Source organism: Arsenicitalea aurantiaca, from assembly GCF_003994485.1.
GTDB lineage: Bacteria > Pseudomonadota > Alphaproteobacteria > Rhizobiales > Devosiaceae > Arsenicitalea > Arsenicitalea aurantiaca.
Genome location: NZ_RZNJ01000001.1, coordinates 620,390 through 635,600, shown reverse-complemented (window position 1 = coordinate 635,600; position 15,211 = coordinate 620,390). Strand labels below are relative to the sequence as shown.

At 64.2% G+C, this 15,211-nt stretch carries 13 protein-coding genes; 6 read left to right on the top strand and 7 right to left on the bottom strand.

The window, feature by feature from the left end:
* The first annotated feature begins 64 nt into the window (after nt 1–64).
* The 3 genes from EMQ25_RS03035 to murD are packed head-to-tail and all read left to right on the top strand — an operon-like array spanning nt 65 to nt 3,575.
* On the top strand, nt 65–958 hold the full coding sequence (locus EMQ25_RS03035) for a metallophosphoesterase family protein (protein ID WP_244606477.1): 894 nt from the start codon (nt 65–67) through the stop codon (nt 956–958).
* The gene (locus tag EMQ25_RS03030) at nt 959–2,302 is read left to right on the top strand and encodes a MurL-like N-terminal domain-containing (RefSeq protein WP_127187064.1); all 1,344 of its coding nucleotides are present in this window, start codon (nt 959–961) and stop codon (nt 2,300–2,302) included.
* Nucleotides 2,292–3,575 carry a UDP-N-acetylmuramoyl-L-alanine--D-glutamate ligase gene (gene murD / locus EMQ25_RS03025; protein WP_127187063.1) on the top strand — a complete coding sequence of 428 codons (1,284 nt, stop codon included), beginning with the start codon at nt 2,292–2,294 and terminating at the stop codon, nt 3,573–3,575. The genes EMQ25_RS03030 and murD overlap by 11 nt, the downstream gene beginning before the upstream one ends.
* Here murD and mce read toward each other — a convergent pair whose 3' ends face one another.
* From mce to EMQ25_RS03005, 4 genes are all read right to left on the bottom strand, one after another.
* The gene (gene mce, locus EMQ25_RS03020) at nt 3,576–3,995 is read right to left on the bottom strand and encodes a methylmalonyl-CoA epimerase (RefSeq protein ID WP_127187062.1); all 420 of its coding nucleotides are present in this window, start codon (nt 3,993–3,995) and stop codon (nt 3,576–3,578) included.
* Nucleotides 3,996–4,004: 9 nt separating this feature from the next.
* Nucleotides 4,005–5,006 carry an acrylyl-CoA reductase family protein gene (locus tag EMQ25_RS03015; RefSeq protein WP_127187061.1) on the bottom strand — a complete coding sequence of 334 codons (1,002 nt, stop codon included), beginning with the start codon at nt 5,004–5,006 and terminating at the stop codon, nt 4,005–4,007.
* A 183-nt stretch (nt 5,007–5,189) separates the two neighbouring features.
* A complete protein-coding gene (locus EMQ25_RS03010) occupies nt 5,190–5,372 on the bottom strand; it encodes a DUF3008 family protein (RefSeq protein WP_127187060.1) in 183 nt (60 codons plus the stop codon).
* Nucleotides 5,373–5,431: 59 nt separating this feature from the next.
* Nucleotides 5,432–5,935, bottom strand: coding sequence for an MgtC/SapB family protein (locus tag EMQ25_RS03005; RefSeq protein ID WP_127187059.1), 504 nt, complete (start codon nt 5,933–5,935; stop codon nt 5,432–5,434).
* A gap of 134 nt (nt 5,936–6,069) precedes the next feature.
* On the opposite strand from EMQ25_RS03005, the gene EMQ25_RS03000 reads away from it, so the two are divergent.
* Entirely contained in the window at nt 6,070–8,304 is a 2,235-nt protein-coding gene (locus EMQ25_RS03000; RefSeq protein WP_127187058.1) for a putative bifunctional diguanylate cyclase/phosphodiesterase, read from the top strand.
* Here EMQ25_RS03000 and EMQ25_RS02995 read toward each other — a convergent pair.
* Both EMQ25_RS02995 and EMQ25_RS17965 read right to left on the bottom strand, forming a co-directional pair.
* On the bottom strand, nt 8,301–9,299 hold the full coding sequence (locus tag EMQ25_RS02995; RefSeq protein WP_127187057.1) for a DNA topoisomerase IB: 999 nt from the start codon (nt 9,297–9,299) through the stop codon (nt 8,301–8,303). The genes EMQ25_RS03000 and EMQ25_RS02995 overlap by 4 nt on opposite strands.
* A gap of 13 nt (nt 9,300–9,312) precedes the next feature.
* The gene (locus tag EMQ25_RS17965) at nt 9,313–9,474 is read right to left on the bottom strand and encodes a hypothetical protein (RefSeq protein WP_158625936.1); all 162 of its coding nucleotides are present in this window, start codon (nt 9,472–9,474) and stop codon (nt 9,313–9,315) included.
* A gap of 122 nt (nt 9,475–9,596) precedes the next feature.
* Here EMQ25_RS17965 and ade point away from each other — a divergent pair, with 122 nt between their 5' ends.
* Both ade and EMQ25_RS02985 read left to right on the top strand, forming a co-directional pair.
* Nucleotides 9,597–11,303 carry an adenine deaminase gene (gene ade / locus EMQ25_RS02990; protein WP_127187056.1) on the top strand — a complete coding sequence of 569 codons (1,707 nt, stop codon included), beginning with the start codon at nt 9,597–9,599 and terminating at the stop codon, nt 11,301–11,303.
* Between the two features lie 6 nt (nt 11,304–11,309).
* Entirely contained in the window at nt 11,310–12,950 is a 1,641-nt protein-coding gene (locus EMQ25_RS02985) for a CocE/NonD family hydrolase (protein ID WP_127187055.1), read from the top strand.
* A gap of 30 nt (nt 12,951–12,980) precedes the next feature.
* Here EMQ25_RS02985 and EMQ25_RS02980 read toward each other — a convergent pair whose 3' ends face one another.
* Nucleotides 12,981–15,143 (bottom strand): malate synthase G, encoded by a 2,163-nt coding sequence (locus EMQ25_RS02980; protein ID WP_127187054.1) that lies wholly within the window; start codon nt 15,141–15,143, stop codon nt 12,981–12,983.
* Nucleotides 15,144–15,211: the final 68 nt, after the last annotated feature.

Sequence of the window (15,211 nt, the reverse complement as noted above, 5' to 3'; positions counted from 1 at the left end):
CAAAATCGCCACCACTGCCGATTGCCCTTTATCTCCGTCCCCGACGCATGGCATTACGCCAGTGATGACCACGCTCGCCCATATTTCCGATATCCATCTGGCGCCCCTTCCGCCTGTCCCGCTCCGGGCACTCTTTTCAAAGCGTGTCACCGGTTACCTCAACTGGCGGATGAATCGCGAAAAGGCGATGAGCGGCGAAGGGCTGACCAATCTCGTCCGGCACATGCGCGAGCACCGCCCGGACGTGACCGCAGTCACGGGCGACCTCACCAATCTCGCCCTCGATGCCGAGATCAATACGGCCTACAACTGGCTCCAGACCGTGGGCGACCCGCGATCGGTTTGTGTATCGCCGGGAAATCACGACGCCTATGTGCGCGGGGCGCTGGAGAAGGCGCTCGATCGCTGGGGCCCCTATACCCGCGGCGAGACCGTGGACAAGTCGCCCTTCCCCTTCGTGCGTCGGCATGGCGAGCTTGCGGTCATCGTCTGCTCGAGCGCGGTGCCCACGGCGCCGCTGATGGCACGGGGCGAGTTCGACGATGCCCAGGCCGAGCGCCTTTCGCGTTGTCTCTCGCTGCTTGGCGAAGCGGGCTATTTCCGCGTCGTCCTCATCCATCACCCGCCCAATCTAGAGCTGCGCCACCCCCGGCTTGGGCTATGGGGCGCGCGCACCTTCCGCCAGGTGATCGCCCAGCAGGGCGCCGAGCTCATCCTGCACGGGCACACCCACAAATCCTCGATCTATGCGGTACCGGGCAAGACCGGCGACGTGCCGGTGGTCGGGGTTGCCGCCGCGGCGGCGGCGCAGAGCGTCCAGGCCGGTGACGATCCAGCGCGTTACAACCTTTTCAAGGTCGAGCGGCATGGCTCGGCCTGGTCATGCACCATGCGGGAGTTTGGTTTTCAGCGCCTCAGCACCGATATCGTGCTGCGACTGCAGCTGAGGATTTATTAGATGAACGCGCCCGTTCCGACCGTGTTTACGGTCTTTGCGCCGCATTTCGATGCAGAGCTCGGGATTGCACGCTTTGGCTATGCGCTGGGGGACCTTCATTTCGAAGAGCGCCTCGCTTTCCCTCCGGGCTGGAACGCCGAAAACGCGCACACTGAGGCGTTCGGCCGGATTCTCAACCTCACGGCGCTCGTCCTCGGGGTGAGCTATTTCAAGCTTCTGGCCCCCTTCACCATATCCGCCCCCACCATCGGGCTGACGCCCTCCGAGCGCGCCTTCATCCTCGATATCTACGAGAACGGTCTCGGCGAATTCTATGCCCGCAACGGGTTGAAGCGGTTCGGCCAGATCGCGCTCGAGACCCCCGATGCGGCGGCGGCGCCCGTCCCCGCGCCAAAACTTGCAGCGCGCACACTGCTTCCGATCGGGGGCGGCAAGGATTCTCTGGTCAGCGTGCAGCTGCTCGAAAGTGCCGAAATTCCCTTCACGCCCTTCGCGGTCAATCCCAAGGGGCCAATCCTGACGTCCATCGAAAAGATCGGCCTGCCCCCGCTTTACGTCACCCGAACCCTCGATCCGGAGATGATCCGTCTCTCCGGCACCCCCGGCTTTTACAACGGTCACGTGCCCTCGACCGCGATCAACTCGATGATCGCGAGCCTCGTCGCACTTCTCTATTCCTATGATCGCATCATCCTCTCCAACGAGCGGTCCGCGAGCGAGGGAAATGTCGTGTTCGATGGTCGCGAGGCCAATCATCAGCACTCGAAATCGCTCGATTTCGAGCGGCTGATCGCTGGTGTGCTGTCGGATGCGACGGGAGGAGGTCTGGGCTATTTTTCTCTCCTCCGGCCTTTTTCCGAGGCGCGCATCGCCGCGATCTTTGCCAGAGAGACGCGGTTCGACCGCGTATTTTCCAGCTGCAACCGCAATTTCCGCCTGTCGGGACATGATGGCCCCCTTTGGTGCGGCAATTGCCCGAAATGCCACTTCGTCTTCCTCATTCTTGCGCCCGCCATGGAAAAACCGCGCCTTCTCGGCATTTTCGGGCGAAATCTCCTCGATGACGCGGATAAGGAAGCGGCCTATCGCGAGCTGACCGGCCTAGCCGGGCAGAAGCCATGGGAGTGCGTGGGAGAAATCCTCGAGGCTGCAGCCTGCCTATATCGGCTTTCCGAGCAAGCGGAATGGGCAGATGACGTCATTGTTTCAAGACTTAAGGGCGATCTCTTGACTCACTACGGCAGGCCGGCGCTCGAGCGCGCCTATGAGGAGCTGATGGCGGACAGTCCGGACCACCTCGTGCCTTCATCTCTCGCATCCCGGATGGGTCTCGATGCAGCTTAACGGACCCGTCCTGCTTTATGGAGCGGGCCGGGAAGCGCGGTCGACCCGTGCGTACCTGTCCCGCCAGGCGCCCGCCGCCCAGGTGTTCGTCACCGTCGACAGCGGCGCAGCCGACATCGATGATGCTACCCAGATCGCGCCCGATGAAGCTGACCGGCTCGTTGCACGAGGCGCCCTCGCGCTGATCGTCAAAAGCCCCGGCGTGCCGCTCTACAAGCCGTTCTTTGCTGCAGCACGCGAGGCCGGCATCCCGGTCACGTCCAACCTCAATCTTTGGGGCGAGCGCTACCGGGCCGGTCGGCAGGTGATCGCGATCACCGGCACCAAGGGCAAATCCACCACGGCAACGTTGACCCAGCTGATGCTCCATCATTCCGGTGTCGATACGGGCCTTGCCGGCAATGTGGGCTTGGCGCCGCTCGAGATCGCCGACAAGCATCCCACCATCGTCTTCGAGCTCTCCTCGTATCAGACTGCCGACATCGCTTTCTCGCCCGACCTTGCGGGGCTCACCAATCTCTACCCCGAACATGTGGACTGGCATGGCAGCGTCGAGCGCTACTACGCCGACAAGCTCAACCTCTTCACGCGCGGCCCAGTGGAGCTCGCTCTTGGAGAACAGGACGGGCTTCTGGCCCGGATTGCCGCCGATCTCGGCCCCGTCCGCGCCCTGCGCCCGCTGGCGCCTGCCGTTGACGAGGTGATCGTTGATACCGTCGCCGGATCGCGGCTGCGTGGAGCGCACAACCTGGGCAATGCACGACTTGCCGCCCGGCTTGCCATCGCCGCGGGCGCGACGCTCGATGGCATCGTCGCGGGTGTCGGTGCGTTCGCGCCCCTCCCCCACCGCCTCGAGGAGCACCGGATCGGCGGGCTGGTCTTCGTCAACGATTCCATAGCGACGACGCCGGAAGCGACCAAAGCGGCGCTTGCCGCCTATCGCGGCTATCGCATCGCGCTGATCGGGGGCGGCCACGAACGCCAGCAGGATTATGCGGAGCTGGCCACGCTCCTCGCGCCGCACGGGGTGACGACGCTCGTCTGCCTTCCCGTTACCGGCGCCCGGCTCGCAGAGGCGACCCGCTCTGCTGCGCCCCATATCGAGGTCATCGCCGCTGCAGACCTCGAAGAGGGCATGTTGACGCTCGGGACGCTCAAGAACCGTTTTGACGCGGTGATCCTGTCGCCGGGCGCACCGAGCTACAACCAGTTCAAGAATTTCGAGGAACGCGGGACGCGCTTCGTCGCCCTTGCCTCGCAGATCTTCGGATAGTCAGGCGGGCTGCAGCTCTGGCCGAACTTCCTCGAGTTCGATAAGGGCCCCGTCGAAATCGGCCGGATCGAGAAAAACCACCGGCCGTCCATGTGCCCCGACGCGCACCGGGCCGAGTACGCGCACTCCGGCATCCTTCATCGCCTCCAGCGACGAGGCGATGTCGGGCACTTCGTAACAGATATGGTGCAGCCCGCCCTGTGGGCGCCTTTCGAGAAACCGGGCGATCGGCGAGGCGCCATCGAGGGGCTCCATAAGCTCGACTACCGAATTTTCGAGTGTCACAAAGGCGATCCTGACGCCGTGCTCCAGGAGCGTGGTCGCTTCGCCCACATCCGCACCGAGCAGATCGCGATATCGTCTCATGGCAGCCGAAAGGTCCGGAACGGCGATCGCAACATGGTTGAGCCGGCCGATCATCAACACCCCCTATCGTGTGTCATCGCGCGGATTGACGACCACGCGACCGCCGACGCCTCCAGAAAGCGTCAGGGCGGCCAGATCTTCGAGCTCGCCCAGCACCGCCTCCCTCACCAGCGGACCATAGACTGTCGGCAGGTAGAGGCTCGCAAGACGCTCCCAGGCCTCGACACGGACATCATAGGGCTGGTCGACGGAATTGATCCCGAAAAGAGAGAGGCCGCGCAGGATGAAGGGCGCAACCGACCCCTGCCAGTCCATTCCCCCCGCATTGCCGACTGCAGCGACCACACCGCCGGGTTTGATTTTCTTGAGAACCTGTCCGAGGAGCGGTCCGCCCACGCTGTCGATGGCGGCGGACCACTGGCTGCTGTCGAGCGGCTTGCCGCTCTCGACCAGCATTTCCTCCCGCCCGATGATCCGGTGCGCGCCAAGCCGCTTGATCTCGTCGTAGAGTTCTGGCCGGCCCGAGACGGCAACGACATTGTAGCCAAGCCGGGCGAGCAGCATCACGGCCATGGATCCGACCCCACCGCCTGCCCCGGTGACGACCACATCGCCCGAATGCATGGTGATGCCAGCGTCCTTGAGCCGGTTGATCGCCAGCATCGCCGAGAACCCTGCCGTGCCCAGAACCATCGCCTCGCGCGGGGCGAGCCGCTTGGGCAACGGCACGAGCCAGTCCCCCGCGACGCGCGCGCGGGTTGCAAAACCACCCCAGCGGCGCTCCCCGACGTGCCAGCCGGTCAGCGCCACCGCCTGACCAGGCCGATAGCGATCATCTGAGCTGTCGACGACCCGCCCGGCAAAGTCGATGCCCGCGATGTGCGGATACTCCCGCACGAGCCGCCCCTGACCAGCGAGGCAGAGTGCATCCTTGTAGTTGAGACCTGACCACTCGATGGCGACGAGCACGTCGCCGGCCGGCATCTTCTCGTCGGGGACCCACTGCACCGTGCTGCGGGTGAGCCCCTCCTCGTCCCGATCCGTCACCAGCGCGCGAAAGACCATGCCCGACAATTTCCCCCATGTGCCAACCCGTTGATACATCGCCACGGCAAGACCCGCTAGGGTCTAGCTCAGGTCCGCGGACGCAGTGACGATAGAGCCGATAGGGACGATTTCGTGGCGACAATGAAGAGCCGCCCGCGCATTTGGGTGCGCGGGCGGAGAAAGGGCCCAGTGGAGGTCGTACTAGCCCTTTTTGTCGGGAAGCGATTTGCGCTTGGTGCTCGCGAGGTCGTCGAGCTCCTTTTCGCTCATGGATTTGTACATCTGCTTTGAAGCGCCCTGCAGATCCTTGACCTTGGTATCCCCGCGCTTGGCGGACAGGGCAGCGCCGGCCGCCTTCTGCTGGGCTTTCGATTGTGCTGGCATGGCTGAGATCCTCCTGTCCCGAAAAACATCCGAGGTCGGTCGCAGGTTCCCGGAGGGTCTCAAAGGTCCGTCGGGGCCTTCTCAGGATTGCGGGGATCCGCGCGAATGACGTGATGGGCAAAGGCGCGGAGGGCAGCCAGGACCAGCACGGCGAAGATCGCCACCGCAGCGCTGATCGTATAGTGCCCCAGCGCGGTCGCGACGCCGACGGCGCCGGCGAGCCACATGCCAGCCCCGGTGGTAATGCCGTGAACCGACCCTCGCGCCTGAAATATGGCGCCGGCGCCGAGAAAGGCGATCCCGGCCGTTACAGCCTCGACGGCACGGATCGGGTCCGCCTGCGCATCCGTGCCGATCGTATGGAAGATTTCGAAGGTTAGGATGGTGAACAGGGCCGCCCCGACAGAAATGAGAATGTGTGTCCTGAGGCCCGCAGCGCCGCGGACGCGCTCCCGCTCGAAACCGATAATGCCGCCGAGGACCGCGGCAATCGCAAGCCGGATCAGGATGATGTGCTGTGGGAGATAGGTTTCGACGAACCCGTAGGCGTTGCCCGTGTCCATAGTGTTAGATCCTTACTGACGCTTGGCAATTAAGCCGCCTGCGCCCCTCTCGGTTCCCACGATCGTCTGCGGTAACCACTCGGCAAGTCCCCACCCCCTACAGTGCTGTTCTTTGGCTGCGTTGAGGGAGGCCAATGCAGGCCAAGACAAACGAGATCAAGCAATGGCAGCTGACGGCAGGGTTACTCGCCCCGCTCGTGGCGACGCTGCTTGCCACGGCTATTGTCGTGATCGGCTTTGCCCTCTGGTCAGCCGATGAGGTCGATGCGCGTTCGGCAAGCCGCCAGACGCGGGTGGTCGCCAACGCCATATCCGAGAACCTGCGCTCGATCCCCCACGGACAGGAAAGCTTCGCCCTCTGGGACCAGGCAGTCGGCTACACGCGGCTCGGGTTCGACCGGGAGTGGGTGCACGCCAATCTCGGCGTCTGGATGCATGGCTATCTGGGCCATGACCGCATTCTGGTTCTCGACGACAACGACATTGCTATCTATGCCAGCGCGCGCGGTGTCGAGATCGCGCCCGAAGAAATCGCTGACGAGCTCTTAATAGTGCGCCAGCATGCGCAACTGCTGCGCCGGATGCTCCTGAATGGGGCCCAGGAGAGACCCCGCAGCAATGAAGATACCGTCCTCCCGCATATCGTTGACATCGTTGACCTTGCCGGCCAACCCGGCGTCCTGTCCGTCATGCCGATCCGCTCCGACACCCGCACCATCCCGCAGGTTTCGGGCAGCGAGTATTTTCTCGTCAGTTTCGTCAGCTTCGACGCGGCGTTCGCCGGCCGGCTCTCGGCACAATACATGCTCGATGCACCGCGCTTCTCCCAGGCCGAGGAAGCAGGCGCCGACCGCGCCGCATATCCGGTCCGCAACGCTTCCGGCCGGTTCGTAACGTTCCTCAACTGGACGCTCTACCGGCCCGGCACGATCATGCTGCAGCAGACCGGCCCAGTCCTGGCGATCGCATTTCTCGTCGCCACGGCCATCGTTTTCCTCCTGATCGACCGGCTGCGCCGCACCTCGCAGGCCCTGGAACGCGGTCGGCGTCAGGCGCATCATGAAGCCAGCCATGATCCGCTGACCGGCCTGCCCAACCGCGCATATTTCGATCGCGTACTGAGCCGGTCGCTCTTGGCCGAGCCGCCGGAGGGCGAGACGCTTGTCGTGCTGCTGCTCGACCTTGATCGCTTTAAGCAGGTGAACGACACGCTCGGGCACCAGGCCGGCGACGATCTGATCCGCGCAGTCGGGCAGCGCCTCGCCGAGCTGGTCGCTTCCGAGGACATGATCGCACGGCTCGGGGGCGATGAATTCGCGATCATCCACCGCAGCGTGGGCGGCGTCGAAGGCGCGCTGTCGCTGGCCGACGCGGTGATCGCTGCTGTCGGCCGACCCTTCGAAGTGTTGGGCAGCGAAGCCTTCGTGGGTGTGAGCATCGGCATTGCAGCCGCGGACGAGCCGGGAATCGACAGGCGCGAACTCACCCGACGCGCGGATATTGCCCTCTATGAAGCCAAAGGAGCCGGTCGCGGACAGGCGGTGATCTACGCCGAGGCGATGAACGACGTGCTGCAGGACCGGCAGACGATCGAAGCGGAGTTGCGTGAAGCCTTGCGCGACACCGACCAGTTGCGCGTGGAGTTCCAGCCTCTCTTCAACCGGGTCGGCGGCGTTGTCTGCGGGGCCGAGGCCCTCGCCCGCTGGAGCAATCCCCGGCTTGGCACCGTCTCTCCAGCGCGGTTCATTCCGGTTGCCGAAAGCGCAGGGCTGATCGATGAGCTCGGAGAGGTCGTCCTTCGTGCCGCGTGCGAAATGGGAGCCCAGTGGCCGGGCATGACGATCGCCGTGAACATTTCGCCGACCCAGCTGCGGCGGCCTGACTTCCCGGATCGTGTTCTGTCGCTTCTCGCCGAAACCGGGATGGCACCAGCGGACCTGGAGCTGGAAATCACCGAATCCATACTTATCGAGGACGATCCGGCGACCACCGCAGCGCTCGGCCGGTTCCGCAGCGCAGGCATCCAGATCGCCCTCGACGATTTCGGTACGGGGTATTCCTCGCTGAACTATCTGAAGCGCTATCCGGTCGACCGGATCAAGATCGACCGGTCCTTCGTCTCGCAGCTTTCTGCCGACGGGGTGTCGAATGCGATCGTCCAGGCCATCATCAGCCTCGCGCACGCAATGGATATTGCCGTGACGGCCGAGGGCGTCGAGACCCATGTGCAGCTTGCGGCTCTCACCCGCATGCAGTGCAACATCTTCCAGGGCTACCTACTGTCGCCCCCGCTTGCAGCGGACGTTATCGAAGCCGTGTTCAAGAACGCGACCCAGGTGCGGGACGCTCGCGCCGCACGCGGCCGCTAGGCGATTGCTGCCAGCACGGCGCCGAGCCTGCGCTCGCGCTGCTTCAATCCCGAAGGTCCCGAAGCGTCTGCACTCCAGAGGTCGGCAAGGCGCCCCTTATCGAAGAGCGTGAAGAGGCACGGCGCGATATAGCTTTTGCGGCAGATCATCGGCGTGTTTTGCAGGAATTCGGACACCTGCCGCGCGACGCTCGCGATCTGCCGTTTGCGAGCCGATTCCGATCCGCCGGGCTCGAGAGCCGCGAGAGCCTCCGCCGCCATGGCGCTCGCGTGCAGCGTGCGGAAATCCTTTGCAGAGACGTCCACCCCCGCGATCTGGCGAAGATAGGCGTTGAGGGATTCCGTCTTGATGGGCCGCACTTTCCCTGCGTCATCGCGATAGACCAGGAGCCGCTTGCCCGGCAGCGTCTTGATGCGCGAAATGGCGGCGGCGAGCCTTGCGTCTTCGAAGCAATATCGAGCTGCCTTGCCGCCCTTCGCCGTAAAACTCGTGCAGATTTCAGATCCATCCACTGTGACATCGCGCGCATAAAGCGTACCGGCACCGCGGGTCCCCGACGCTTCGAGATAGCGTTCGCGACCCACCCGCATTGCCGTCCTGTCGATGAGGGCCACGCCGATCGCGAGCGCCAGAGCCTGGCTGCCCTCCTCCGCACTCAGGTCCCGGGCAATGCGCCGACGCACCCGAGGCAATGCGAGGGTGAGTAAGGTAAGCCGCGTATGTTTTTTGAGGCTGCGCTTCTTTTCCCAGTCGGCGTGGTAGATGTATTGCACCCGTCCTGCATCATCGATGCCGCAGCATTGGATATGCGCATTCTGAGCAAGGGCAATGCGAACCGATTTCCATGCCGGCGGAATGCCGAGCGCGCGCGCCCGGGCGAGAAAAGCCGGGTCGTCGACCCGGTTTCCATCACAGTCATGATAGCTGTAGCCCTTGCCCCGCCGTCTGCGCTCGACCGTGAGCTCAGCTCGCGTGACCTTCTTCAGCCTCGGCATTTTCGGTGCACCGTCAGTTGGCAGTCGGCGGGGTGTTCGCCGTGAAGACGAAGAATATGATGGCAAACAGGATGATCACGGCTGCGAGCCCGATCAGCAGCGGCGGCAGGTTCATCCGTCGCGCGTTGCCCTGCCGGACCTCGGTTGTGTTCTTTTTCGGATCGTAAGTTTCCATGGTGACGCCCCTTTTTGTGTCATCCGCTCAACTCCACAATCCTGTGTAGGGTTCCAGCAGGGCTTGACCACGAGCACGTGAGGGCGGACGCTGGGGGCATAGCGTCGCCTCTGGATTTTACGATGATTTCTCCCCAAGACCTCGCCGGCATGATCAGGGCGGGAACCGGCAGTGAGCCGGCCGAGCGCGTTGTCCGCGACGTCCGCTTGCTCGACGTCGTCACGGGTTCGATAACAAGCACGGATATCGCAATCGTGGGCGATCGGATCGTCGGCACCCATGCGCGCTATGAAGGGCTCGAAGTGATCGAGGGCAAGGGGCGCTTTGCGGTTCCGGGTTTCATCGACACGCATCTGCACATCGAGTCCTCGCTCATCACGCCGCTGGAGTTCGATCGCTGCGTGCTGCCGCATGGGGTCACCACCGCACTCTGCGACCCGCACGAGATCGCCAACGTGCTCGGCGCGGAGGGCATTGCCTGGTTTCTCGCCTGCGCCGAACGCACGCTGATGGACATCAGGGTCAATCTCTCGTCCTGCGTGCCGGCTACGGGATTCGAAACCTCCGGCGCAGCGCTCGAAATCGCCGACCTCCTGCCCTTTCTCGAGCATCCCAAAGCGCTCGGGCTCGCCGAAATGATGAATTTTCCGGGCGTGCTGGCTGGAGATCCGGGGATCCTCGCAAAGCTCGCAGCCTTCCAGGACGGGCACATCGATGGGCATGCCCCACTGCTTTCGGGCACCGCACTCAACGGCTACCTCGCAGCCGGCATCCGTACCGACCATGAAGCGACGAGCGCCGCCGAAGCGCGCGAAAAGCTCGCCAAGGGCATGGCCATCCTGATCCGGGAAGGGTCCGTCTCCAAAGACCTCGACGCGCTCTCCGAAATCCTCGATGCCGATAGTTCGAGCTTTGTCGCGCTCTGCACCGATGATCGCAATCCGCTCGACATCGCCGAGGAAGGCCATCTCGACAACTCGATCAGGCGCCTCATCGCCAAGGGCTGTCCGCTCCATCATGTCTATCGCGCCGCAAGCCACTCAGCAGCGCGCATCTTCGGACTTCGGGATCGTGGCCTCATCGCACCCGGATGGCGAGCCGATATCGTGCTGCTGGACAGCCTGGAGGATTGCACCGTCTCGGACGTTGTCGCGGGCGGGCGGCTGGTGACACAGGAGCGGTTCAATGCCCGCCGCTCCATTGCCCCTATCGGCCTGTCCTCGATGAAGGCGAAACCCGTCACACCGCGCACATTCGATACGCCGCCCCGGCCCGGCCGCAACGAGATCCCGGTGATCGGGGTCCGCCCCGGCCTCATCCTCACCTTTCGCGAGAGCGCGACGCTCGAAGTGGGAGAGACCGGCCTCATGCCGGATCTCGCCTCCGACGTCATCAAGGTCGCCGTGGTCGAGCGCCACGGGCGAAACGGCAATGTCGGCCGGGGTTTCGTTACGGGCTTCGGGCTGACCCGCGGTGCGATTGCATCCTCGGTCGGCCATGACAGCCACAACATCACCGTCGTTGGCGCCAGTGATGAAGACATGGCGGTCGCGGTGAACAGGCTGATCGAGATGGGGGGCGGCTTCGCGGTCGCCGATGACGGAGTGGTCACGGCTGAGCTGGCCTTGCCAATAGCCGGGCTCATGAGCACCGAGCCTTTCGAAACGGTCGCCCACGGCCTGGAGGCACTTCGCAGCGCGGCCCGTGATCTGGGTTGCCCCCTCCCCGAGCCTTTCCTGCAGGTCGCCTTCCTCGCGCTGCCGGTCATCCCGCATCTGAAGATGACGGACAGGGGCCTGTTCGACGTCGACGCCTTCGACTTCGTCTGAGCCCCGATGAGCATTGCCAGCCATTTTCTAGCCCGGCTCTACGATCTGCCCAAGCGGACCGGTCGGGCGCGTCGTCCCGAAACGGAGATGGTCAAGATGCCCGACGGCATCTCGCTTTCCACCGAAATCCATCGTCCGCGAAAGTCCGGCGATTATCCAACCCTCCTCATGCGCGTTCCCTACGGCACCAAGGGCTTTGCAACCGTCGCCGAGGCTTATGCCGAGCGCGGGTTCAATGTCGTCCTGCAGGCCTGCAGGGGCACGGGCAGCTCGGAGGGCGAGTTTGATCCGCTGACCAATGAACGCGCCGATGGCCTTGCAACCCTCGCCTGGCTCAAGGCCCAGCCCTTCTACGATGGGCGGCTCGGCACCACCGGCCCATCCTATCTGGGCTATGCGCAATGGGCGATCTGCGATGCCCTCCCCAAGGGCGCCGCCATGGCGACCAAGGTTTCGAGCTCCGAGTTTCGAAGTGTGGTCTTTCCCGGTGGGGCCTTCCATCTGGGGCTGTGGCTGGGCTGGCTGCAGACTGTCGAGGGCCTGAGGAAAAACCCCGCCACCATCGCCCGGCGCATGTTCTCGGGCGGCATCGAACGGCGGACACAGAAAGCCTCCATGACCCTTCCCCTCATCGATGCGGACAAGCGCGTGGTGGGCCGAGAAGTAGGCTTCTGGCGCCGCTGGATGACGGAGGCCATCGGCAATGACGCGTTCTGGGAGGATCTGGACCACACCCATCGGCTGGGGCCGCGCACGCCGCCCAACCATTTCATCTCGGGCTGGTACGATTTCATGGTCGACCAGTTGCTGCGTGACTACGAGACGCTGACCTATAGCGGGCACACGCCCTACCTGACGATCGGCAACTGGTACCACGTCTCGAATGCGCTTCAGGGCGCCTCGATCCGGGAAACGCTGACCTGGATGCGGGCCCACCTTCTGGGTGAGCGGGAAGGCCTGCGCGAAAGGCCGGTGCGGCTCGAGATTTCCGGCATGAACGAATGGCGGGACTTCGACGCCTACCCGCCGGGGCCCGCCGACGACCAGATCTGGCACATCCATCCCGACAAGGTCCTGTCGCGGCGCCCGGTGCGTGCGTCGGAGCCCGATCGCTACCGATATGATCCGCGCAGGCCGACCCCCAATCTCGGCGGCGCGATCTTTGCCTTCACCGGCGCAGGACCAGTTGACCAGAAAACGCTCGAAGCCCGTGCGGACGTGCTGGTCTATACCTCCGAGCCGCTGAACGTGCCGCTGACGGTCATCGGAAACGTGCGGGTGACCCTTTACGCGAGGGCATCCATCCCGAATGCCGATTTCTTCGTGAAGCTCTGCGACGTCTCACCGGACGGCATATCGACCAACATCTGCGACGGCTTCATACGCATGACGTCGGCCGCGCCGGCCGTGCCGGACGACATCTGGCGACTGCAGTTCAAGCTCCATGCCACCGCCCATTGCTTCAAGCGTGACCATTCCCTGCGCTTGCAGATCTCTTCGGGAGCGCATCCGCGCTATGCCCGGAACACAGGCACCGACGAGCCTGCGGGCACGACGACCACCCTCGTCCCTTCGTTCATGGAAATCTTTCACGACCCCACCCGGCCGACCGCAATCAGCCTGCCGGTTTATGATCTGAGGGAGTGACCCCTCCCCGGAGCGAGGAGGGGCAATCGGTCAGACGGCGTCCCGGGCCTTCACCTTTTCACGCCGGGCATGGAGGATCGGCTCGGTATAGCCCGAGGGCTGGTCGGCTCCATGCAGCGCCAGATCGAGCGCCGCCTGAAACGCGACGGACTGGAAGTTGCCGGCCATCGGGCGGTAAAGCGGATCGCCCGCGTTCTGCTGGTCGACGACGCTCGCCATCCTCTCGAACGTGTCGGTGACCTCTTCCTTGGAGACGAGCCCATGGCGCAGCCAGTTCGCCACCGCCTGGCTCGATATGCGGCAGGTCGCACGGTCTTCCATGAGGGCGACATTGTTGAGGTCGGGCACCTTCGAGCAGCCTACGCCCTGTTGCACCCAGCGCACCACATAACCCAGAATGCCCTGCGCGTTATTCTCGAGTTCACGCACGATCTGGTCGTGGGCCAGTGTCGTGGCATCGAGAACCGGCATGGAAAAGAGCGTCTCCAGACCGGGGGTCGGCTCGTTATGCCGCCGCTTCTGCGCCTCGAACACATTGACGGCATGATAGTGAAGGGCATGGAGCGTCGCGGCGGTCGGGCTCGGGACCCACGCACAATTGGCGCCCGAACGCGGATGACCGATCTTCTGCTTCAGCATCTCGGCCATGTCATCAGGCCGCGCCCACATGCCTTTGCCGATCTGCGCCCGGCCCGAAAAGCCGCAGGCGAGCCCGATCAGCACGTTGCGGTCCTCATAGGCCGAAATCCAGCGCTCGGACTTGATGTCGTCCTTGCGCAGCACGGGGCCGGCTTCCATCGCGGTGTGAATTTCATCACCGGTCCGGTCGAGGAAGCCGGTATTGATGAAGAAGACGCGCTCTCGCGCAGCATGGATTGCGGCCTTGAGATTGGCGGAGGTGCGCCGCTCCTCGTCCATGATCCCGATCTTGACGGTGTTGGGCTTGAGCCCCAGCATCTCTTCGACAGCACCGAAGATCTCGCAGGCGAACGCCACTTCGTCGGGCCCATGCATCTTGGGCTTGACCACATAGATCGCGCCGGTGCGGGAATTGGTGCGATCGCTCTTGGCGCAGAGTACGGTGATCGCGGCGTCGAGCAGGCCCTCGCCTATCGGGCGATCCTCGGCGTCGAGCACGGCTCGCGTGGTCATCAGATGCCCGACATTCCGCACGAGCAACAGGGCGCGCCCTTTAAGAACGAGCGGCTTTCCGTCCGGCGCAGTGAAGGTGAGATCGGGGTTCAGCCGCCGCTCGACAGTCTTGCCGCCCTTCTCGAAGCGCTCGACGAGCGAGCCGGTCATCAGCCCGAGCCAGTTGCGGTAAACGCCGATCTTGTCTTCCGCATCGACGGCGGCAACCGAATCCTCGCAATCCTGGATGGTCGTCAGCGCGCTTTCGAGCACGATGTCGGCAAGCCCTGCCGGGTGGTGCGCACCGATCGGGTTCTCCCGATCGAGTACGAGTTCGGCGTGGAGCCCGTTATGCACCAGCAGGATCCCTGCGCGCCCGCCGTCCTCGCGATAACCGGCGAACTGGGTCTTGTCGGCGAGCGTCGTCGGACCGGCCGTCGTATCGAGCACGAGCGCCGCAACACCGGCCGTATCGAGGACGGTATAAGCGGTCACGTCCCGGTGGCTGCCCTTGGCCAGAGGAAAGCTATCGTCGAGGAACTCCGCTGCGCGGGCAACGACCGCCGCTCCCCGCGCGGCGTTGAAGCCGCGGCCGGGGGCGAGATCGCCATCGCGGGATACGGCATCCGTGCCGTAGAGCGCATCGTAGAGGCTGCCCCACCGGGCATTGGCAGCGTTGAGGGCGTAACGCGCATTGGAAACGGGCACGACGAGCTGCGGACCGCAGAGGCTGGAAATTTCGGGATCCAGACCCTCAGTTTCGATCGTGAACTCTCCGGGCTCCTCGACGAGGTACCCGATGTCGCGCAGGAACTGCTCGTAGCCCGCAAGGTCCGCGGTCGCGGGACCGTGCGATCGGTGCCAGTCGTCGATCTCGCTCTGCAGGCGGTCCCGGATCTTCAGCAGTTCGCGATTGCGTTGTGAGAAGCGCGAAACGAGGCTCTCGAGGCCGGACCAGAAGTCTTCGGCAGAGACGCCCGTGCCAGCCAGCGCTTCTGTCTCCACGAAAGCGGCGAGCGCCGCATCGACCTTCAGGCCGCGCTTGTCGAGATAGTTGGGCATTGGCACGAAACTCCTTGGATGCGCATGACCCCGCCGGCGTCCCCGCCGGTACGGCAACAGGGTCGTGA

Coding starts and splice junctions, on each gene's coding strand:
- EMQ25_RS03035 (WP_244606477.1), top strand. CDS start 65: ATGACCACGCTCGCCCATATTTCCGATATCCATCTGGCGCCCCTTCCG.
- EMQ25_RS03030 (WP_127187064.1), top strand. CDS start 959: ATGAACGCGCCCGTTCCGACCGTGTTTACGGTCTTTGCGCCGCATTTC.
- murD (WP_127187063.1), top strand. CDS start 2,292: ATGCAGCTTAACGGACCCGTCCTGCTTTATGGAGCGGGCCGGGAAGCG.
- mce (WP_127187062.1), bottom strand. CDS start 3,995: ATGATCGGCCGGCTCAACCATGTTGCGATCGCCGTTCCGGACCTTTCG.
- EMQ25_RS03015 (WP_127187061.1), bottom strand. CDS start 5,006: ATGGTCTTTCGCGCGCTGGTGACGGATCGGGACGAGGAGGGGCTCACC.
- EMQ25_RS03010 (WP_127187060.1), bottom strand. CDS start 5,372: ATGCCAGCACAATCGAAAGCCCAGCAGAAGGCGGCCGGCGCTGCCCTG.
- EMQ25_RS03005 (WP_127187059.1), bottom strand. CDS start 5,935: ATGGACACGGGCAACGCCTACGGGTTCGTCGAAACCTATCTCCCACAG.
- EMQ25_RS03000 (WP_127187058.1), top strand. CDS start 6,070: ATGCAGGCCAAGACAAACGAGATCAAGCAATGGCAGCTGACGGCAGGG.
- EMQ25_RS02995 (WP_127187057.1), bottom strand. CDS start 9,299: ATGCCGAGGCTGAAGAAGGTCACGCGAGCTGAGCTCACGGTCGAGCGC.
- EMQ25_RS17965 (WP_158625936.1), bottom strand. CDS start 9,474: ATGGAAACTTACGATCCGAAAAAGAACACAACCGAGGTCCGGCAGGGC.
- ade (WP_127187056.1), top strand. CDS start 9,597: ATGATTTCTCCCCAAGACCTCGCCGGCATGATCAGGGCGGGAACCGGC.
- EMQ25_RS02985 (WP_127187055.1), top strand. CDS start 11,310: ATGAGCATTGCCAGCCATTTTCTAGCCCGGCTCTACGATCTGCCCAAG.
- EMQ25_RS02980 (WP_127187054.1), bottom strand. CDS start 15,143: ATGCCCAACTATCTCGACAAGCGCGGCCTGAAGGTCGATGCGGCGCTC.